The 19,275-nt window shown below is 71.5% G+C and carries 20 protein-coding genes and 1 tRNA gene; 16 read left to right on the forward strand and 5 right to left on the reverse strand.

Annotated features, from left to right (window positions below):
• Positions 1-50: 50 nt before the first annotated feature.
• The 9 genes from JNB62_RS07325 (at position 51) to JNB62_RS07365 (ending at position 8,103) form a co-directional block, all read left to right on the forward strand.
• Positions 51-566 carry a DUF501 domain-containing protein gene (locus tag JNB62_RS07325; protein ID WP_220300203.1) on the forward strand — a complete coding sequence of 172 codons (516 nt, stop codon included), beginning with the start codon at positions 51-53 and terminating at the stop codon, positions 564-566.
• On the forward strand, positions 563-1,861 hold the full coding sequence (locus JNB62_RS07330) for a S8 family serine peptidase (protein WP_222855793.1): 1,299 nt from the start codon (positions 563-565) through the stop codon (positions 1,859-1,861). Before JNB62_RS07325 ends, JNB62_RS07330 begins: the two co-directional genes overlap by 4 nt.
• 33 nt (positions 1,862-1,894) lie before the next feature.
• Positions 1,895-3,325, forward strand: a complete 1,431-nt coding sequence (locus tag JNB62_RS07335) for an NAD(P)/FAD-dependent oxidoreductase (RefSeq protein ID WP_220300205.1) — start codon at positions 1,895-1,897, stop codon at positions 3,323-3,325.
• A gap of 69 nt (positions 3,326-3,394) precedes the next feature.
• Positions 3,395-3,467: transfer RNA gene (locus JNB62_RS07340), tRNA-Leu, on the forward strand.
• Between the two features lie 66 nt (positions 3,468-3,533).
• Positions 3,534-3,683 (forward strand): hypothetical protein, encoded by a 150-nt coding sequence (locus tag JNB62_RS07345; RefSeq protein ID WP_220300206.1) that lies wholly within the window; start codon positions 3,534-3,536, stop codon positions 3,681-3,683.
• A gap of 106 nt (positions 3,684-3,789) precedes the next feature.
• Positions 3,790-5,037, forward strand: coding sequence for an alanine racemase (locus JNB62_RS07350; protein WP_220300207.1), 1,248 nt, complete (start codon positions 3,790-3,792; stop codon positions 5,035-5,037).
• The gene (locus tag JNB62_RS07355) at positions 5,034-6,347 is read left to right on the forward strand and encodes a D-arabinono-1,4-lactone oxidase (protein WP_220300208.1); all 1,314 of its coding nucleotides are present in this window, start codon (positions 5,034-5,036) and stop codon (positions 6,345-6,347) included. Before JNB62_RS07350 ends, JNB62_RS07355 begins: the two co-directional genes overlap by 4 nt.
• 82 nt (positions 6,348-6,429) lie before the next feature.
• Positions 6,430-6,996 (forward strand): LemA family protein, encoded by a 567-nt coding sequence (locus JNB62_RS07360; protein ID WP_220300209.1) that lies wholly within the window; start codon positions 6,430-6,432, stop codon positions 6,994-6,996.
• 9 nt (positions 6,997-7,005) lie between these two features.
• Complete coding sequence (locus tag JNB62_RS07365; protein WP_220300210.1) at positions 7,006-8,103, forward strand: DNA glycosylase AlkZ-like family protein; 1,098 nt, start codon at positions 7,006-7,008, stop codon at positions 8,101-8,103.
• Between the two features lie 4 nt (positions 8,104-8,107).
• Here the strand turns inward: JNB62_RS07365 and JNB62_RS07370 are convergent, their stop codons facing one another.
• A complete protein-coding gene (locus JNB62_RS07370; RefSeq protein WP_220300211.1) occupies positions 8,108-8,599 on the reverse strand; it encodes a hypothetical protein in 492 nt (163 codons plus the stop codon).
• A gap of 9 nt (positions 8,600-8,608) precedes the next feature.
• On the reverse strand, positions 8,609-9,904 hold the full coding sequence (locus JNB62_RS07375; protein ID WP_220300212.1) for a winged helix-turn-helix domain-containing protein: 1,296 nt from the start codon (positions 9,902-9,904) through the stop codon (positions 8,609-8,611).
• 119 nt (positions 9,905-10,023) lie between these two features.
• Here JNB62_RS07375 and JNB62_RS07380 point away from each other — a divergent pair, with 119 nt between their 5' ends.
• Positions 10,024-11,214 carry an AI-2E family transporter gene (locus tag JNB62_RS07380; RefSeq protein ID WP_220300213.1) on the forward strand — a complete coding sequence of 397 codons (1,191 nt, stop codon included), beginning with the start codon at positions 10,024-10,026 and terminating at the stop codon, positions 11,212-11,214.
• Complete coding sequence (gene ilvA, locus JNB62_RS07385) at positions 11,211-12,461, forward strand: threonine ammonia-lyase (RefSeq protein WP_308291749.1); 1,251 nt, start codon at positions 11,211-11,213, stop codon at positions 12,459-12,461. The genes JNB62_RS07380 and ilvA overlap by 4 nt, the downstream gene beginning before the upstream one ends.
• A gap of 12 nt (positions 12,462-12,473) precedes the next feature.
• Here ilvA and greA read toward each other — a convergent pair whose 3' ends face one another.
• Positions 12,474-12,965: a transcription elongation factor GreA gene (greA, locus tag JNB62_RS07390; protein ID WP_220300214.1), complete on the reverse strand. Its 492-nt coding sequence runs from the start codon at positions 12,963-12,965 to the stop codon at positions 12,474-12,476.
• An 87-nt stretch (positions 12,966-13,052) separates the two neighbouring features.
• The gene (locus tag JNB62_RS07395; RefSeq protein ID WP_220300215.1) at positions 13,053-13,460 is read right to left on the reverse strand and encodes a DUF4307 domain-containing protein; all 408 of its coding nucleotides are present in this window, start codon (positions 13,458-13,460) and stop codon (positions 13,053-13,055) included.
• A 128-nt stretch (positions 13,461-13,588) separates the two neighbouring features.
• Here JNB62_RS07395 and JNB62_RS07400 point away from each other — a divergent pair, with 128 nt between their 5' ends.
• Positions 13,589-13,924, forward strand: a complete 336-nt coding sequence (locus JNB62_RS07400) for a hypothetical protein (RefSeq protein WP_223230991.1) — start codon at positions 13,589-13,591, stop codon at positions 13,922-13,924.
• Positions 13,925-13,952: 28 nt separating this feature from the next.
• On the opposite strand, the gene trhA is transcribed toward JNB62_RS07400, so the two are convergent.
• Positions 13,953-14,696, reverse strand: a complete 744-nt coding sequence (gene trhA, locus JNB62_RS07405; protein ID WP_220300217.1) for a PAQR family membrane homeostasis protein TrhA — start codon at positions 14,694-14,696, stop codon at positions 13,953-13,955.
• A gap of 112 nt (positions 14,697-14,808) precedes the next feature.
• Here trhA and JNB62_RS07410 point away from each other — a divergent pair, with 112 nt between their 5' ends.
• The 4 genes from JNB62_RS07410 to JNB62_RS07425 all read left to right on the forward strand — a co-directional run bounded on the left by JNB62_RS07410 (position 14,809) and on the right by JNB62_RS07425 (position 19,236).
• On the forward strand, positions 14,809-15,594 hold the full coding sequence (locus JNB62_RS07410; RefSeq protein ID WP_220300218.1) for an isoprenyl transferase: 786 nt from the start codon (positions 14,809-14,811) through the stop codon (positions 15,592-15,594).
• 58 nt (positions 15,595-15,652) lie between these two features.
• Positions 15,653-16,783: an aminotransferase class V-fold PLP-dependent enzyme gene (locus JNB62_RS07415; protein WP_222855794.1), complete on the forward strand. Its 1,131-nt coding sequence runs from the start codon at positions 15,653-15,655 to the stop codon at positions 16,781-16,783.
• Between the two features lie 252 nt (positions 16,784-17,035).
• Positions 17,036-18,352, forward strand: a complete 1,317-nt coding sequence (locus JNB62_RS07420) for a PhoH family protein (protein ID WP_220300300.1) — start codon at positions 17,036-17,038, stop codon at positions 18,350-18,352.
• A gap of 170 nt (positions 18,353-18,522) precedes the next feature.
• Positions 18,523-19,236: a hypothetical protein gene (locus JNB62_RS07425; protein ID WP_220300220.1), complete on the forward strand. Its 714-nt coding sequence runs from the start codon at positions 18,523-18,525 to the stop codon at positions 19,234-19,236.
• Positions 19,237-19,275 lie beyond the last annotated feature (39 nt).

Consider the following 19,275-nt stretch of genomic DNA (forward strand, 5'->3'; position numbering starts at 1 on the left):
AGGCGGTCACGGTCCAGCCGCGTCCCAGGCGCCTTCGGTAGCCTGGAATCGTGACGACTCCGCCGTTCCCCCCTGTCAGCGACGCCGACCTCGCCGTGCTTCGCGAGCAGCTGGGGCGTCCCGCTCGTGGGGTCGTCGCCATCGCTGCGCGCTGCGTGTGCGGCAACCCGACCGTCGTGGCCACCTCGCCCCGGCTGCCCGACGGCTCGCCGTTCCCGACGTTCTACTACCTGACGCACCCCGCCGCGACCGCGGCGATGTCGACCCTCGAAGCCGACCACGTCATGCGCGAGCTGTCGGAGGAGCTCGCCGACGACGAGGTGGCCCAGGCGTACCGGCGGGCGCACGAGGCGTACCTGCGCGACCGCGCCGCGTTCGGCGAGCCCGAAGAGATCGCCGGGATCTCGGCGGGCGGCATGCCCACGCGCGTCAAGTGCCTGCACGCCCTCGCCGGTCACGCGCTCGCCGCGGGGCCGGGCGTGAATCCGATCGGGGACCGCGCGCTGCAGCTGTCGTCGTGGTCGCCCGATCGCTGCGTGTGCGCCGAGCCGGGCGCGGCCGGATGATCCGTCGCCTCCGGGGCGGTCTCGCCGCCGCTGCCATCGCCGTGACGCTCGTCGCGGGCGCGCCGGCGACGGCGCAGGCGGCGACGCCCGGAGGCTCCCCGCCGGCAGCTGCGGGTGAGGACCCGGTGCGCGCGGCGCAGTACTGGCTGAACGACTACGGCATCGCCGAGGCGTGGCAGACCACGCGCGGCGCCGGCGTCAAGATCGCGATCGTCGACACCGGCATCGGCCGGGGGTCGACCGAGTTCGACGGCGCGGTGAGCGCCGGCACCGACGTGTCGGGCGCCGGCTCGTCCGACGGCCGCACCCCGGTCGGGGCGGTCGACGCCGACCACGGCAGCTGGGTCGCGTCGCTGGCCGCGGGTCGCGGCACGGGCCCCGACACCGGGGTGATCGGCGTCGCGCCCGAGGCGCAGCTGCTGTCGGTCTCGGTCGGATTCGGGTCGTCGGCGACGCGGTCGTTCGCCGACCAGATCGTCGACGCGATCCACTGGTCTGTCGACAACGGCGCCGACGTCATCAACATGTCGCTGACCACGAACGTGCCCGACTGGCCCGAGAGCTGGGACGAGGCGTTCCAGTACGCGTTCGACAACGACGTCGTGATCGTCGTGGCGGCCGGCAACCGGGGGAGCGGCACCACGAAGGTGGGCGCCCCGGCCACGATCCCCGGCGTGCTCACCGTCGGCGGTGTGGACCGCTCCGGCAAGGCGAGCGTCGACGCGTCGACACAGGGCATCACGATCGGCGTCTCGGCGCCCAGCGAAGAGCTCGTCGGCGTCTCGGCCGACGGGACCGTGGTCTCGTGGGACGGCACGAGCGGCGCGGCGCCGATCGTGGCGGGCATCGCCGCGCTGGTGCGGGCCGCGCATCCCGAGCTCGACGCCGACAACGTCATCAACCGCATCGTCAAGACCGCCCACGCGGTGGGCGCCGACCCCGCCGACAAGCTGCTGTACGGCTATGGACTCGTGGATGCCGCGGCCGCCGTGTCGGCGGAGGTCCCGAGCGTCGACGCCAACCCCATGGGCAGCCTCAAGGACTGGGTCCGGCTGTACCGGCGGGCGCAGTCGGAGCCTCTTCCGACGGAGCCTGAGCCCGTCGCCGAAGTGCCGCCGCTGCCCAAGGCCGACACGGTGACGCGCGCGTCCTCGCCGCTGCTGCCCGACCGCGACACCGTCCTGTACGGGACCCTGCCGCTCACGTTGCTCACAGCGGCCGCTATACTGGTGGCGCTCGGCGTCACCGCTGCTGTCCGACGCATCCGATTGGCGTCCCCCACGCCGAGCCGCTGACATCCAGGAGTAGTCCCCACCGTGAGCAACACCGTGCCAAAGATCCTTATCGTCGGCGGCGGATACGCAGGCTTCTACACTGCGTGGAAGCTCGAGAAGCATCTTCGCAAGGGTGAGGCAGAGGTCACGATCGTCGACCCCCTGCCCTACATGACCTACCAGCCGTTCCTCCCCGAGGTGGCCGCCGGTTCGATCGAGGCGCGCCACGCGGTCGTGGCGCTGCGTCGCCACCTCAAGCGCACGAACGTCGTGGCCGCCAAGGTGACCGGCATCGATCACGCGCACAAGACGGCGACCATCACGCCCATCGCCGGCGAGCCCTACGAGTTCGAGTACGACCAGATCGTCGTGACGGCCGGTGCCGTCTCGCGTACGTTCCCGATCCCCGGCATCGCCGACAACGCGATCGGCCTCAAGACGATCGAAGAGGCCGTCGCGATCCGCGACCGGCTGATGTCGAACTTCGACAAGGCGTCGACGCTTCCCCCCGGACCCGAGCGCGACCGCCTGCTGACGGTCGTCGTCGTGGGCGGCGGGTTCGCGGGCATCGAGGTCTTCGCCGAGCTCCGCTCGCTGGCGTCGTCGCTCGTCAAGAGCTACCCGCAGCTGACGTTCGACGACACGCACTTCCACCTCATCGAGGCGATGGGGCGCATCATGCCCGAGGTGTCGCTCAAGACGAGCGAGTGGGTGCTGAAGAACCTCGCCAAGCGCGGCGCGTCCGTGCACCTCGACACGCAGGTGCAGGGTGCGGTGGACGGCAACGTCCAGCTGTCGACCGGCGAGGTCATCCCGACCGACCTGATCATATGGACGGCCGGCGTCATGGCGAACCCCACTGTCGTCCGCGGCGGCGACCTCCCCGTCGAGGAGCGCGGCCGCATCCGCACGCGCGCCGACCTGCGCGTGGGCACCGAGGATGAGTTCGTCGAGGGCGCCTGGGCCGCTGGTGACGTGTCTGCTGTCCCCGACCTGTCGGGCGGCGGCGTGGGCGGCTACTGCGTGCCCAACGCGCAGCACGCGGTGCGCCAGGCGAAGCTCCTCGCGAAGAACCTGGTCGCCGTGCTGCGCGGCGAGCTTCCCCGTCAGTACTTCCACAAGAACCTCGGCGCGGTGGCGGGCCTGGGTCTGTGGGTCGGCGTGTTCCAGTCGGGCAACCTCGCCCTGAAGGGCTGGATCGCGTGGCTCGCGCACCGCGGCTACCACGGCCTGGCGATGCCGTCGTGGGAGCGCAAGTGGCGCGTGCTGTGGGGCTGGTGGAACAACTTCTGGCTCGGTCGCGACCTCGTCAACCTGTCGACGGTGCAGAACCCGCGCTACGTCTTCGAAGAGTTCGCCGCCCGGCCGCGTCCGCCGCAGCCGGTCGAGGCGCCCGCCGAGCCGGCCGCGCCGGCCAAGAAGGCTCCCGTGCGCAAGGCTCCCGCGAAGAAGGCCGCCGACGCCGAGAAGGTCGCCGCCAACTGAGCGTCCGCGAATGCCGCAGTCTCGTCTGAGAAGATGAGCCTGCGGCATTCGCGCATCCGCGGACAGTGCGCCCCCGTAGCCCAATGGCAGAGGCAGGCGACTTAAAATCGCTTCAGTGTGGGTTCGAGTCCCACCGGGGGTACCGTCGAGACCACTCGCGCTCACCGATTACCCGCGCTAACCTGGGGGAAAGCGCGAGGAGGCGGGGATGGACGAGCAGAAGAGCGCTCCGCAGGAGGCTCCCAGGAGCGGCTGGCTGTGGAAGTTCGTCGCCCTGATCTCGGGGGCGCCGCCGATCGCCGTGTACGGGGCCGAAGAAGAGGTCGAGCAGGAGCGCGCCGACCGCCGCGCCGGCTGAACCGGAATCGCACGCGGAGCGCCCGGGATCATCGGGCGCGTCCGTCATCGGCAGGCGGGCCGGGGCTCTAGGCTGGAGCGATGCGCGCGCACCCGAAGCGAGCCGTATGAGTCTCGATCTGCTGTCCACCCCCACGGCGACGAAGCCGTGGAGCCACTCCGCGTCCTACTGGGGCGCCATGAGTCATGCTCTCGCCGATGTGAGCGGCCCTGTCGCCGCGATCAACGCCGAGGCACTCCGTTACAACGCCCTCGATCTGGTCGTGCGCGCCGGCGGCGTGCCGATCCGCGTCGCGAGCAAGTCCGTCCGCGTGCGTGAGGTCATCGACGCCGTCCTCGCCCTGCCGGGCTACCAGGGCATCCTGGCGTTCACGCTTCCCGAGGCGCTGTGGCTGGCGCAGGACCGCGACGGTGCGCCCGGGCACGACGACATCGTGCTGGGCTATCCGACGGTGGATCGTGCGGCCCTCGCCGCGCTCGCGGCCGATGAGGTGGCGGCATCCCGCATCACCCTGATGGTCGACGACCTCGCCCAGCTCGATCTCGTCGATGCGATCGCGGCGCCCGGCACGCGCCCCGAGATCCGCGTGGCCATCGACGCGGACGCGTCGTGGCGGGCGCCGGCGCTCGGCCACATCGGCGTGTTCCGCTCGCCGGTGCACGATGCCGCTGAGGTCGCCGCGCTCGCCCGCTCGATCGCTGCGCGCGAGGGCTTCCGGCTGGTCGGCCTCATGATGTACGAGGCGCAGATCGCGGGGCAGGGCGACGCGACCGGATCGGGGGATGCCGTCATCCGGTGGATGCAGCGGCGCTCCGGGTCCGAGCTGCTCGAGCGCCGTGCCGCTATCGTCGCGGCGCTGCGCGACATCGCACCGCTCGAGTTCGTCAACGGCGGCGGCACGGGGTCGCTCGAGCTGACGGGATCCGATCAGGCCGTCACCGAGGTCACGGCCGGCAGCGGGCTGCTGGCCGGGCACCTGTTCGACGGCTACCGCGCGTTCGACCCGGCGCCCGCGGCGGCGTTCGCCCTGGAGGTGGTCCGCAAGCCCGCGCCCGACATCGCCACGGTCCTCGGCGGCGGGTGGATCGCGTCGGGTCCGGCGCTCGAATCGCGGCAGCCGCGCGCCGTGTGGCCCGAAGGCCTGCGCACGGTGCCGCGCGAGGGCGCGGGTGAGGTGCAGACGCCGCTGCGCGGCGATGCCGCACGACGGTTGCGGGTCGGCGACCGCGTGTGGTTCCGCCACTCGAAGAGCGGTGAGCTCGCCGAACGCGTGGACCGGTACCACGTCGTCGACGGCGGCAGCGTCGTCACGACGATGCCGACGTATCGCGGTGAGGGGAAGGCGTTCCTGTGACCCGTCCAGGCGGAGTGTGGCGCAACTGGGGGCGCTCGGAGTCTGTCAGGCCGCAGCGGATCGAATTCCCGCGCACGGTCGAGGCGGTGCAGCGGGCCGTCGTCGCGGCGGCGTCGCGGAACCTTCCGATCAAGGCCGTGGGGGCGGGCCACAGCTTCACCGGCATCGCGGTCGCGCCCGGCGTGCTGCTGGAGCTGCGCGATCTGACGGGGCTGGTCGCGGTCGATCGGGAGCGCAAGCGGGTGACGCTGCTCGCGGGCACCCGGCTGCATCAGGTTCCGCCGCTGCTGGCGCCGTACGGCCTCGCGATGGAGAACCTCGGCGACATCGACCGGCAGTCCGTCGCGGGCGCCGTCTCGACGGGCACGCACGGCACCGGCTCGCGGTTCGGCGGCCTCGCGACCCAGGTCGTCGGTGCCACGCTCGTCACGGCATCCGGGGATCTTCTGCGCATCGACGAGACCGAGAATAGCGAACTGCTTCCCGCCGTCGCCCTCGGGCTCGGTGCTCTGGGCATTCTCGTCGAGGTGACGCTGCAGTGCGTGCCGGCCTTCGTGCTGCACGCCGTGGAGCAGCCCGAGGCGCTCGACGCGGTGCTCGAGGGTCTCGACGACCGTGTCGCCGCCGCGGATCACTTCGAGTTCTACTGGTTCCCGCACACCGACCGCGCGATGACGAAGACCAACACGCGGCTGCCCGAGTCCGCACCGCGGCACCCCCTGTCACGTGTCGGCAAGTGGGTCGACGACACCCTGGTCGGCAGCGGCCTGCACCAGGTCGCGTGCACGACGGGCAAGGCGATTCCCGCCCTCGTGCCGCCGATCAACCGCCTGTCGGCGAAGGTGTGGGGCGATCGGGAGTTCACGGATGCCTCGGCCCGCGTCTTCGCGACCAGCAGGTCGGTGCGCTTCCGCGAGATGGAGTACGCGCTGCCCGTCGAGAACGTGCGTCCGGCGTTCGAGGCCGTGCGCGCCCTCATCGCGGAGCGCGGCTGGCGCATCGGCTTCCCGGTCGAGGTGCGGTTCGCCGCGGCCGACGACCGCTGGCTGTCGACCGCGCACGGCCGTGCCTCCGGGTACATCGCGGTGCACCGGTACTGGCGCGACGACCCGACCGAGTACTTCGAGGCCGTCGAGCAGATCATGCTGGGCTACGGCGGGCGACCGCACTGGGGCAAGATGCACACCCTCGGCGCCGAGGCGCTGCGTGAGCGGTATCCCCGCTTCCACGACTTCGTCGCGCTGCGCGACCGGCTCGACCCCGAGCGGCTGTTCCGCAACGCGTACCTCGACCGCGTGCTCGGTGGGTAACGCCTGAGAGTCCGCACCCGGCGCTCATGCGGCATCGGCGTGCGTCGATAGGATGAGGGCACTATCGAACGGAGACTCGGCAATGGAATGGCTGATTCCAGTCCTCATCGTGGTGGCGCTGATCGTCATCGCCGGCATCTACCTCTGGGCGACGTACAACTCCCTCGTCCAGCTGAACGTGCGCGTCGATGAGGCATGGAGCGACATCACCGTGCAGCTGAAGCGCCGTGCCGACCTCCTGCCGAACCTGATCGAGGCCGTCAAGGGCTACGCGGCCCACGAGAAGGCCGTGTTCGAGAACGTGACCCGCGCACGCGCCGAGACGCTGTCGGCGTCGGGCCCCGCGGACGCGGGAGTCGCCGAGGGTCACATGCAGCAGGCACTCAAGTCGCTGTTCGCCGTCGCCGAGGCCTACCCGCAGCTGCAGGCGAGTCAGAACTTCCTGCAGCTGCAGCAGTCGATCGTCGACACCGAAGACAAGATCCAGGCCTCGCGCCGTTTCTACAACGGCGGCGTGCGCGAGCTGAACACCAAGATCAAGGTGTTCCCGAACAACATGTTCGCCCGCAACCTGGGCTTCCACGAGCGCGAGTTCTTCGAGGTCATCGACGGCGCCGCCATCTCGGAGCCCCCGCGCGTGCAGTTCTGACGTCGCGGCATGGTCCACCGGCTGACGCGTGACCAGGCCCGTCGCATCGCCCTGCACGGCCAGCTGCTCACGGCCGAACGCCCGGCGGGGGTCGTGGAGACCATCGACGCGCTGACCATCCTGCCGATCGATCCGACCTCGGCCATCGCGCCGAGCGTCGACCTCATCCTGTGGAGCCGGCTCGGCTGGCCGTATCAGCCGGCCGATCTCGTACGGCTGTTCGAAGAGGACCGCGCGGTGTTCGAGTGGGGCGGGTTCTACCGCGCCATGACGGACCTGCCGCTGCTGCTGCCCGAGATGCGGCGCCGACCCGAGTCGGCGCAGGCGCGCGAGTGGCTGTCGGCCAACAAGGCATTCCGGCGCGAGACCCTGGCGCGCCTGCGCGCCGAAGGCCCGCTGCACGCGAGCGAGGTGCCCGACACGGCGCAGGTGTCGTGGCGTTCGTCGGGATGGACGAACAACCGCAACAGCCAGCAGCTGCTGGAGATGCTGGTGCTCTGCGGCGACGTGGCAGTGGCGTCGCGGGATGCCGGCGGTCGGCTGTTCGACGTCGCCGACAGGGTCTACCCCGCGGACGTGCCCGAGCTGTCGGACGAGGATGCCGCCCGAGAGCGGGCGGAGCGGCGCCTGGCGTCGTTCGGGATCGCGCGTGCCAAGGGTCTCGCACAGCCGATCGAGCCGATCGCGGTGGGGGAGCTGGGCGAGGAGGCCGTCGTCGACGGTGTCGACGGCGTGTGGCGGGTCGATCCGGAGGTGCTGGCGGCCGCGGACGCCTTCACGCCACGGACGGCGCTGCTCTCGCCGCTGGACCGGGCGGTGTTCGACCGCCGCCGCCTGGACGAGCTCTTCGGCTACGAGTACGTGCTGGAGATGTACAAGCCGGCGGCGAAGCGGCGGTGGGGGTACTTCGCGCTGCCGGTGCTGCACGGCGACCGATTCGTCGGCAAGCTCGACGCCAAGGCGGATCGCAAGGCAGGGGCGCTGCGCATCCACGCCCTGCACGAGGACGAACCGTTCGACGACGAGATCCGAGCAGCCGTCGACGCCGAGATCCGCGATCTCGCGCGCTGGCTCGGCCTCACTCCCGTCGGCGCCGGCTTCGGCTGACGCGTCAGCGCACCGACAGCACCGTCCGGTCATCCTCGACCGCGACATCGCCTCGCAGCGCCCACTCGTCGGTCCGATAGGTGAAGGTGCCCGGGGCGCCGTCGCGCGTGGTGCCCGTGACGGTCGCCACCAGGATGCCACCGGTCGCGTCGAACGACTGCCGGTCCGGCGACACGGCGATCACGGGATACCGCTCGATGCGGAACGCGATGCCGGTCAGCGTCGCGAGGTCGGCCGCCCACGGCACGACGATGCCGCAGTGCTCCGGTATCGTCGCGGCCGGCGTGGCGCACGCATCCGCGTACGCCTCGAGCTGCTCCTGCATCGCGACGGTGGGGTCGGGCTGCGGCGTCGAGGATGCCGATACGGACGCCGACGGCGTGCGCTCGACGTCGGCGGGCCCCGCGCCGGCCGACAACCACCACGCGATGCCGGCGCCGGCGACCAGCAGCGCCGCCCCGGCTACGACGAGCCCGATGACCGCCCTGCGTTCCACCGTCCCACGCTAACCCGCCAGCTCCTCATCGGCGAGTTCGTCGACCTCCGGCTCGTCCTCGGCCAGAGCGACCGGCGCCGAAGGTCCGGCGTCGTGGCGGGACGCCTCCGGCAGGACGTGGGCGAGATCCTCGGTGGCGTCACCCCAGCGCGACACCGAGATGCGCTCGAGACCCTGCCAGGCTGCCGCGAGCCGGAGCTGCTCGGCGAGGCGCGGTGCGGCATCCACTGGTCTCGCATGCTCCCACCACGCCGACTGCACGCGCAGGGTCGACGCGGCGCGGTCCGCCTTGAGGTCGACACGACCGACGAGATCGTCGTCGATGAGGACGGGCAGCGAGTAGTACCCGTACCGGCGCTTGGGGGCCGGGGTGTAGATCTCGATGCGGTACTCGAAGCCGAACATGCGCTCGGCGCGGTCGCGGAACCACACGACGGGGTCGAACGGGGTCAGGATCGCCGCCGCCTCGATGCGCCGCGGCACCGTGGCATCGCGATGGACCCAGGCCGGGGCGGGCCGCCCCGCACTCGTCCACCCCTCCACCGTGACGGGCTGTAGCTCGCCCGCGTCGACGAGATCGGCCACGGCCGCCAGCACCGCCTTGCGGTCGGCGATGCGCCAGTAGTCGGCGAGGTCGGCCGCCGTCGCGACGCCGTACGCTCGCGCCGCGCGTGACACGAGCTCGCGCACGGCGTCCTGGCGCGGGACCTCGGCCTCCCGCGCCTCGCGGGGGAGCACATCCGCGGCCAGCGCGTACCGCCGCTCGAAGCCCCGGCGCCCGGCGATGGCCACGTCGCCGAACAGCCACAAGTGCTCGAGCGCTCGCTTGACGACGTCCCAGTCCCACCAGGGGCCGCGCGCGCCCCTCTTCGCGTCGTGCTCGATCTGCGCGGGACGCAGGGGTCCGCGATCGGCGAGCTCGCTGAGCACCCAGCTCGCGATGTCGCGGTTCGTGTCGAGCCAGCCGCCGTACTTGGCGCGCAGATCGTGCATGCGGAAGCGGAAGAGCCCCCAGTCGGAGGCGGGGATGAACGCCGCGACGTGCGCCCAGTACTCCACGTACGGCGCCCGCCGGGCGAACAGCAGACGGTCGAGCGCCGCCGTGTCGTACGCGCCGACGCGCGCGAACAGCGGCATGTAGTGGGAGCGGGCGAACACATTCACGGAGTCGATCTGCAGCGTCGCCATGCGCGCGAGCGCGGCGTTGAGCTGCCGCGTCCCGGCGGTCTCGGGCCGCGCACGCGCGAACCCCTGAGCGGCGAGGGCGACTCGCCGCGCCTCGGCGGCGCTGAGCGTGGACTTCACCCGGGCCACAGTAGTCGCGGCCTCCGACACCCGACCCGCAACGGTTCATGACCGCCGCGGAATGCGACGCGCCTAGACTGTGTCAATGGTGCGGAACGGGGGAACGAGGAGATGGCGCGATGACCGGCTCCGATGACAAGTCCCGAGGCTCGCTGTTCGACGCGATCCGCGATCGAAGCAGGGTCGTCTCCACCGAGACCTCCGCGTCCGTCCCGCGCGGACTCAAGCTCGCGACGGCCTACTCCTGGCGCTTCCTGGTGGTGGCGGCGGCCATCGGCGTCGCGGTGTGGCTCGTCATCCAGCTCAAGCTGCTGGTCATCCCGCTCCTGATCGCCATCCTCATCACGGCGCTGCTGTGGCCCGCGTTCGCATGGATGCTGCGGCACCGCGTCCCCCGATGGCTGGCGATCGTCATCTCGGTCGTCGGCACGCTCGCCATCGTGACGGGACTCCTGTGGCTCGTCGTGTGGCAGATCATGCAGCAGTGGGCCTCGGTGCAGGCGAGCACCGAAGCCGCGATCGAGCAGTTCCGGCAGTACCTGCTGAACAGTCCCTTCGACATCTCCGAAAGCGACATCGACGGCTGGCTGGCGACGGCCGGCGGCTTCCTGCAGGAGCAGGCCGAGCTGCTGTGGAGCGGAGCGCTCGCCATCGGCTCGACGCTCGGCCATGTCGCCACCGGCGGCGTGCTGGCGTTCTTCATCCTTCTGTGCCTCCTGGCCGACGGCGCCGGGATCTGGCGCTGGACGCTGCGCCTCTTCCCGAAGAAGGCGCGACCCGCCGCCGACGGGGCCGGGCGCGCCGGCTGGATCACCGTCGTCAACTACGCCCGCACGCAGCTGCTGGTGGCGACCATCGACGCCATCGGCATCGGCCTCGGTGCGGCGCTCCTGGGCGTGCCCCTCGCGATCCCGGTCGCCGTGCTGGTGTTCCTCGGCGCCTTCGTCCCCATCGTCGGCGCCGTCGTCACCGGTGCGGTCGCGGTCTTCCTCGCCCTCGTCTACAACGGCCCCTGGATCGCGCTGTGGATGCTCGTCGTCGTGCTCGGCGTGCAGCAGCTCGAAGGACACGTCCTGCAGCCGCTCCTGATGGGCTCGGCCGTCAAGGTCCACCCGCTGGCCGTCGTGCTCGTGGTGGCCGGAGGAGCGATGGTCGCCGGCATCCCGGGCGCGCTGTTCGCCGTCCCGCTCGCCGCGTTCGTCAACGTCGTCGCGGTGTACATCGGCGAACGGTCGTGGCAGACCGGCGCGAGACCCACCGGCGAGCTGATCTGGAGCACCGTCCCCCGAACCAGGAGAACCCGTTCGTGAGCACGACCCCCTCGTCCGCCCTGCATCGCCCGACCCTGGCGGACTTCGAGGATGCCGCCGCCACCCTCGAAGGCGTGATCTCGCACACGCCCGTGGACGAGTCGCAGCATCTGTCCGACCTGCTGGGCGTTCCCGTTCATCTGAAGCTCGAGAACCTCCAGCGCACGGGGTCGTTCAAGATCCGGGGGGCGACGTACCGGCTCTCGCGGCTCACGCCCGAGGAGCGCGACCGCGGCGTCGTGGCGGCCTCGGCGGGCAACCACGCCCAGGGCGTCGCGCTGGCGGCGAAGGCGCTGGGCATCCCGGCGACGATCTTCATGCCGCTCGGCGTGCCGGTGCCCAAGCTGCTCGCGACGCGCGGCTACGGAGCCGACGTCGTGCTCGAGGGAGCCACCGTCGAAACGCCGCTGCGTCTGGCGGCCGAGTTCGCCGAGCGCACAGGAGCGGTGTTCATCCACCCGTTCGACCACCCCGACGTGATCGCGGGCCAGGGGACCCTCGGCCTGGAGCTCATGGACGAGGTGCCGGGACTCGACACGATCGTGCTCGGCATCGGCGGCGGCGGGCTGATCGCCGGCGTCGCCGCCGCCGCGAAGGCACGCGCGGCCGCAGAGGGGCGCAGCATCCGGATCATCGGCGTCCAGGCCGAGAACTCCGCCGCCTACCCGCCGTCGCTGACGGCCGGCCACCCGCTCGATGTCGCGACGCTGCCGACGATCGCCGACGGCATCGCGGTCGCACGCCCCGGCGACCTCCCGTTCGAGATCATCCGCGACCTCGTCGACGAGGTCGTGACGGTGACGGAGGACGACATCGCCCGCGCGCTCCTCGTGCTGCTGGAGCGCGCGAAGCAGGTCGTCGAGCCGGCGGGCGCCGTCGGCGTCGCCGCCATCCTCGCCGGCAAGGTCGCGGCGACCGGCCCCACGGTGACGGTGCTCTCGGGCGGCAACATCGACCCGCTGCTGCTGCAGCGCGTCGTCGCGCACGGGCTGGCGGCATCCGGTCGGTACATGACCCTGCGCATCCCGCTGCCCGACCGTCCCGGCCAGCTGGCGCGGGTGTCGGACCTTCTCGCGATCGCCGGCGCGAATGTCATCGAAGTGCTGCACACGCGGCACGGGCAGGGACTGCAGATCAGCGAGGTCATCCTGCAGCTGAGTGTCGAGACGCGCGGCGAGGAGCACCGCGCGCACGTCATCTCGGTGCTCGAGGAGGCCGGCTTCGCCCCGACCGTCGTCGTGGACTAGCGGCCCGGTCGGTCACTGGCCGTTGTACGTCTCGACCTTGACGATCTCGACGGTGATCTCACGCCCGTTGGGGGCCGTGTAAGAGGTCTTCTCGCCCTCCTTGCGGCCGAGGATCGCGGTGCCGAGCGGCGACGCCTCGCTGTAGACGTCGAGCTCGCTGCCCACTGCGATCTCGCGGTTGCCGAGGAGGAAGACCTCTTCGCCGCCGGCCACGATCGCGGTGATGACGGTGCCGGGCTCGACGACGCCGTTGCTCTCGGGCGCCTCGCTGACGGTGGCGGTCTTCAGGAGCTGCTGCAGCGTGCGGATGCGCGCCTCCTGCTTGCCCTGCTCGTCCTTGGCGGCGTGGTAGCCGCCGTTCTCTTTGAGGTCGCCCTCTTCGCGCGCGGCCTCGATGCGCTTGGCGATCTCTTCACGACCGGTCGTCGAGAGGTGCTCGAGCTCGGCGGCCAGACGGTCGTATGCGTCCTGCGTGAGGAACGTCACGGGTGCATCGTTGGACACGGCTGACTCCTTGGGGTCCGGGGGATAAACCGAACGCCCCGGCTCTCGGCCAGGGCGCGATTCGTGGTGATCTTGAGCCAGACTACGTCAGTCCGCCGGGTTGGGCAAAACCCAGCACGAGTTGACGAAGCCGGTCGTCGCGAGCGCCGTGGTGGGGATGACCTCGCGGAACGCCCGTGCGTGCTCCTCCGTCGCCGGCAGCTCGACGACCCGCCAGCCGACGACGCCGTGCTCCTGGTCCTGCGCCTCGATGGCGCACGCCACCGCCGATCCGGGGGGAGCGGTGATCTGGAAGCCGAGCGACACCGAATGCGCGTCCACGACCTCGAACGCCGTCGTGTCGGCATCCACGTCGTCGAGGGCGCCGCTCACGGTGAACCAGCCGAACAGGGCGACGACCGCGACGGCGAGCACGATGCCGCCGCCGATGAGCCAGCGCCGCGCGGGGGAGCGGCGACGGCCGTATCGGTCGTCGAGCATGTCCTGCGTGGTCACGCCGCTCCTCTCGGGGCTGCGGCCGTCCGTGGCGGATCGGCCGGAAGATTAGGCTGGAACTCCAGGCTATGCGCTTCCGGGCATCGCCGACGACCGCGCCCGTGCGAGCGGGCAGAGCGAGGACCCCCATGCTTCACGTGATCGCCGCTTTCGTCAGCACCGGGATCGTCGGTGCCGCCGGATCGCCGACACCGACGCCCACTCCCACGCCGGCGGTCGACCCCGATCTCGTGACGCCCGGCGTCGTCGGATTCCTCGCGACCGCGTTCGTCGCCATCGCGGTCATCCTGCTGGTGTGGGACATGATGCGCCGCATCCGCCGGGGTCGCGTGCGGGCCGACATCCGGGAAGAGCTGGATGCCGAGGAGCAGGCCGCCCGTGCGATGGAGGCCACCGAGACCGACGACGACGAGGTCGACGCGGCCGGCGACGGGGGCGATGAGCCGCAGCGGCCGCGAGGCTGAGGGCCGCGGCATCCCCCGCTCCGGCGTCTCAGCCGGGAAGGCCCAGCGACGGCGACAGCGGGCGCAGTGCGATGAGCAGGCACGCCGTCCAGTGGCACAGGAACGCCAGCACCGTGCACACGTGGAAGATCTCGTGGAAGCCGAAGTGGCCCGGCCACGGATTGGGGCGCTTCAGCGCGTACACGACGGCGCCGCCGGTGTAGAGCAGGCCGCCGACGATGACGAGCACCATCATCGCCGCATTCGCCTGGAACAGGTCGACGATGTACATGACCGCGGCCCACCCGAGCACGAGATACAGCGCGACGTACAGCCAGCGCGGCGCGTTGATCCAGAAGACGCGGAAGAGGATGCCGAGGATCGCCCCGGTCCACACCAGGACGAGCAGCAGCATCCCCTTCTGCGGAGGCAGTGCGAGCACCGCGATCGGCGTGTATGTCCCCGCGATGAGCAGCAGGATGTTGGCGTGGTCGATCCGCTTGAGGATCGACTTGGTCCGGGGCTTCCAGTTGAACCGGTGGTACAGCGCCGAGTTGCCGAACAGCAGCAGGGACGTCGCCATGAACACCGCGGACGCCCACTTCGCCGGAGCGCCCTGCGCGAGCACGATGAGCACGATGCCCGCGGCGATCGCGACGGGGAACGTGGCCGCGTGGATCCAGCCCCGCCAGCTGGGCTTGATGTCGGGCGCCGCCGCATCGACGGCGGCCGCGTCCATGAGCGGCAGTACGGGGACCTCGGGTGCCTGGGGCAGGCGGCGACGGCGGCTCATGCTCCCAGCGTAGATCCCGGTGCATGCCGCGTGCGGAACATACTCCGTCTCAGGGATGCCGGGACTCGGTGCCACGCTAGGGGCACCGGCCTCAGCGGGGTAGCGTAGGCGTGTGGTGCGCGGCGAGACGAACGAGGGCAGGGGCCCCCTCTACCGGCTCTACATCAACCGTCTGCGGCGGCGCCTGGATCCGGCATCCGCTCCCCGTCATGTCGCGATGATGATCGACGGCAACCGCCGCTGGGCGAAGCAGCTGGGGTACGACTCGGCCGCGCACGGCCATCGTGCCGGCGCCGCGAAGATGAAGGAGTTCCTGCGCTGGTGCGACGACGTCGGGATCCGCGTCGTGTCGCTGTATCTGCTGTCGAACGACAACCTGCGCAAGCGCGATTCGCGCGAGCTGTCGGACCTCATCGAGATCATCGCCCAGCTCGCCGACGAGCTGTCGCGCGAGCGCGACTGGCGGGTCAAGCACGTGGGCCGCGCCGATGCGCTGCCGGCGGACCTGGCGCGCGTGCTCTCGGACGTGGAGCAGCGCACCAAGGGCAACCCCGGCATGCACGTCAACCTCGCGGTGGGCTACGGCGGCCGTGGCGAGATCGTCGACGCGGTGCGCAGCATCATCGCGCAGCACCAGCAGGAGGGCGGCTCGCTCGAGGAGCTCGCCGCGAGCCTCACGCCCGAGCAGATCGGCGAGCACCTGTACACGGGCGGTCAGCCCGATCCCGACCTGGTGATCCGTACCTCGGGCGAGCAGCGGCTCAGCGACTTCCTGCTGTGGCAGTCCGCGCACAGCGAGTTCTACTTCGTGGAGGCGCTCGGACCCGATCTGCGCGAGGTCGACTTCCTCCGCGCCATCCGGGACTTCACGTCGCGCGACCGCCGCTACGGCGGCTGAGGCCGCGGATCGCCGCCCGCCGCCGCCCGGACAGCACGGGGTGCCGCGCTCTGCCAGAATGATCGGCGTGACCGATCTGGACGCGTATCTGGCCTCGTTCGACGGCGAGCCGGGCTACCTCGACTGGGCCGCGTTCGGCCCCCTCTCTCCCGCGGTGCGCAGCGAGGCGCAGGGCGACACCGAGCTTCTCGGCTCAGGCCGCCGCACGAGCATCCAGCTCGTCGCCGACCACGTGCGCGAGGCCCGCGACCTCGTCGCCGAGCTGATCGGAGCGGATGCCGAACAGGTCGTGCTGCAGCCCTCGACGACGTACGGCCTGATGCACGCGATCTACGGCCTGGCCGGCGGGCTGATGCTGGGGCGCGGCGAATTCCCGAGCCTCACGGTCGCCGCCACGCGCGCGTCCGAGGCGCTCGGCACGCTGCAGCCGCAGTGGCTCGAGCCCCACGACGGCATGATCACGCCCGACGTCGTGCGCGACGCGCTCACCGACGAGACGCGGGCGGTCGCCGTCAGCCTCGTCGACTTCCGCACGGGCTACCGCGCCGACCTCCCGGCGCTGCGCGAGGTCATCGGCGATCGCCTCCTGATCGTCGACGCGACGCAGGGCTTCGGCGTGGTCGACGCCGACTACCTCGCCGCCGACGTCGTGTGCGGTCACGGCTACAAGTGGCTGCGGGCCGGCCGCGGCACCGGCTTCGCGTGGTTCGGCGACCGGGCGCTCGAGCGCATCGCCCCCGTCCTGTCGGGGTTCCGCGGCGTCGAGGGCGACCTCCCGGTCGACGACGTGCCGGGCCCCGCGGCCTCGGCGCAGGCGTTCTCGGTGGCCGGCGACGACACCTTGGCCGCGGCCCGGCTCGCGACGGCGCTGCGCGAGGTGGCGGACGTGGGCGTGCCGACCATCGAGGCCGAGCTCGCGGCGCGCGCCTCGGACGTCATGTTCTTCGCCGACCGCTACGAGATCCCCGTCGTCACGCCGCGCGAGCCCGAGCGACGCGCCGGCATCGTGACGCTCGAGCCTGCCGCGCAGGACGCGGCCCCGCTGGCGGCATCCCTCGCGAACCACGGCCTCACGGTCACGACGCGGACCGGCCGCATCCGCGTCGCCCCGCATGTCGGCACCGGCGCCGACACGCTGCGGCTGTTCGGCGATGCGCTGGCCGCGTTCGCCTCGACCCGCGTGTGGTGAGGGATGCCGGCGGCCGGCCGCCGACGTCACGAAAAGTTCACCGGCAATCTGCGTGTCGGGCGCGCCCGATGTCGCAGGGGAGTCGTACGTTGATCGCATCGGGCAAGGAGCCCGGTCGAGTCGGCCTCAGGATCGCGACTCGTGACTCACCGGTCGACTCGTGACTGCCGGGTGAACCACCCGGGGCGGGAGTGGGTTGTGACCACACGAGCACCACACGAGCAGCGCAGTCAGGATCTCGAGCAGGTCGCGGTGTCGGATCGGGAGCTGCCCGATCAGGACCTGCGCACCTACGTCCTCGACACGTCGGTGCTGCTGAGCGATCCGCGGGCGTTCTTCCGCTTCGCCGAGCACAACGTCGTGATCCCGGTCGTGGTGATCACCGAGCTCGAAGGCAAGCGGCATGACCCCGAGATCGGCTACTTCGCCCGGCAGGCGCTGCGCCACCTCGACGAGCTGCGCGTCGAGCACGGGCGGCTGGACTTCCCCGTCCCGGTGGGTCGCGGCGGCACGCTGCGGGTCGAGCTGAACAACACGGACGCCGGTGTCCTGCCCTCGGGCATGCGCCTGGGCGACAATGACAGCCGCATCCTGGCGGTCGCGATGCACCTCGCGCAGGACGGACAGGAGGTCACGGTCGTCTCGAAGGACCTGCCCATGCGCGTGAAGGCCGCGTCGCTGGGCGTGAGCGCGGAGGAGTACCTCGCCGAGCAGGCGGTCGACTCCGGCTGGACCGGCATCTCTGAGATCGACGTGTCGGGCGACGACATCAGCGACCTGTACGAGAGCGAGGTCGCCGCCAGCGACGACGTCAAGGGACTGCCCGTCAACACCGGGCTGATCATCCACTCCGAGCGCGGCTCGGCGCTCGGTCGGGTCGTCGGCGACGGCGAGTACCGGCTCGTGCGCGGCGACCGGGAGGTGTTCGGGCTCCACGGCCGCTCGGCCGAGCAGCGGATCGCGATCGACCTGCTGCTCGACCCCGAGGTCGGCATCGTCTCGCTCGGAGGCCGGGCGGGCACCGGCAAGTCGGCCCTCGCGCTGTGTGCGGGCCTCGAAGCCGTGCTCGAGCGGCAGCAGCAGCGCAAGATCATCGTGTTCCGTCCGCTGTTCGCCGTCGGCGGCCAGGAGCTCGGCTACCTGCCCGGCGACCAGCAGGAGAAGATGAACCCGTGGGGGCAGGCGGTCTACGACACCCTCGGGTCCGTCGTGTCGGGCAACGTCCTCGACGAGGTCGTCGAGCGGGGCATGCTCGAAGTCCTGCCGCTCACCCACATCCGCGGTCGATCGCTGCATGACGCCTTCGTGATCGTCGACGAGGCCCAGTCGCTGGAGCGCAACGTGCTGCTGACGGTGCTGAGCCGCATCGGCCAGAATTCGCGCGTCGTGCTGACGCACGACGTGGGCCAGCGCGACAACCTGCGCGTCGGGCGCCACGACGGCGTCGCCTCGGTCATCGAGACGCTCAAGGGCCATGGTCTCTTCGGCCATGTCACGCTCGTGCGCTCCGAGCGCTCGGCGATCGCGGCCCTGGTCACCGACCTGCTGGAGGCCGGCGAACTCGCTTGAGAACCGTCCGGGCGGACCGGGACGGCGCGGGTCGGGACGACTGGTCCCGGCCCGCGCCGTCGTCCCACCGGATGAGAAGAGTCTCATCGCCATCGGGTGCGTCCGCCCCTCGGCGTCTGTCACCATTGAAGGGAGGAACTGCGCACAGCAAGGGGAGTGGGGAACGGACTGTGGACGCACGCACAGGGCTCGTGATGGGCGGCATGACCGCTGTCGCGGCGAGCGTCGCCGTCGTCTGCATCGTGGCGATGACGAACACCGCCGCCCTCAAGGACTCGCCGGCGACGACGGTCGCCGCGTCGAGGGTCCTCGTCCCGGCCGCGTCGTCGCCCTCCGCGACGCCGTCGCCGGCTCCTGTGGCCACGACGCCGGTCGTGGCGCCGAACGAGGCCGAGGTCGTCGAGGCGCCCGATCCGACCGCCGTCGAGCCGACGGCCCCCACCGCGTCCGCTCCGCGGACAGCGGCGGCGCCCTCGGCCTCCGACGCGAGCGAGGCGGCCGCCGACGTCGATGCGGCGATCGAAGCGGCGCGGGCCACCGGGACGTGGGACTCGCTTCGCGTGTGGGCGCAGGATCACGGGTGGTCGACGGGCCGCATCGATGCCCTCATCGAGCGCCTGAGCCGCGCGGCCGCGGACGATCGTCAGACCGGCAGCGCCGACCTTGTGGGCCCGGGCGCCGGTGGCACCTCCGACAAGCAAGCGGGCACGGCTGACCGCAGCGGTTCCCTGCAGACGCAGTTCGGACCGTCGACGTCCGAGGTCAGCCCGAAGAAGCCCCATCCAGAGCACCCCGCGAACGCGGGTTCGAACGGGAACGGCAACGGAGCCGGACCCCACGCGAAGAAAGACCAGTCGCGCAATTCCCCAGACAAGCGCGACTGACGGCGGTCGGATCCCCCAGTCCGGCCCTTCACAGCCCCC

The organism is Microbacterium jejuense (assembly GCF_019511665.1).
Classification (GTDB): Bacteria; Actinomycetota; Actinomycetes; order Actinomycetales; family Microbacteriaceae; genus Microbacterium; species Microbacterium jejuense_A.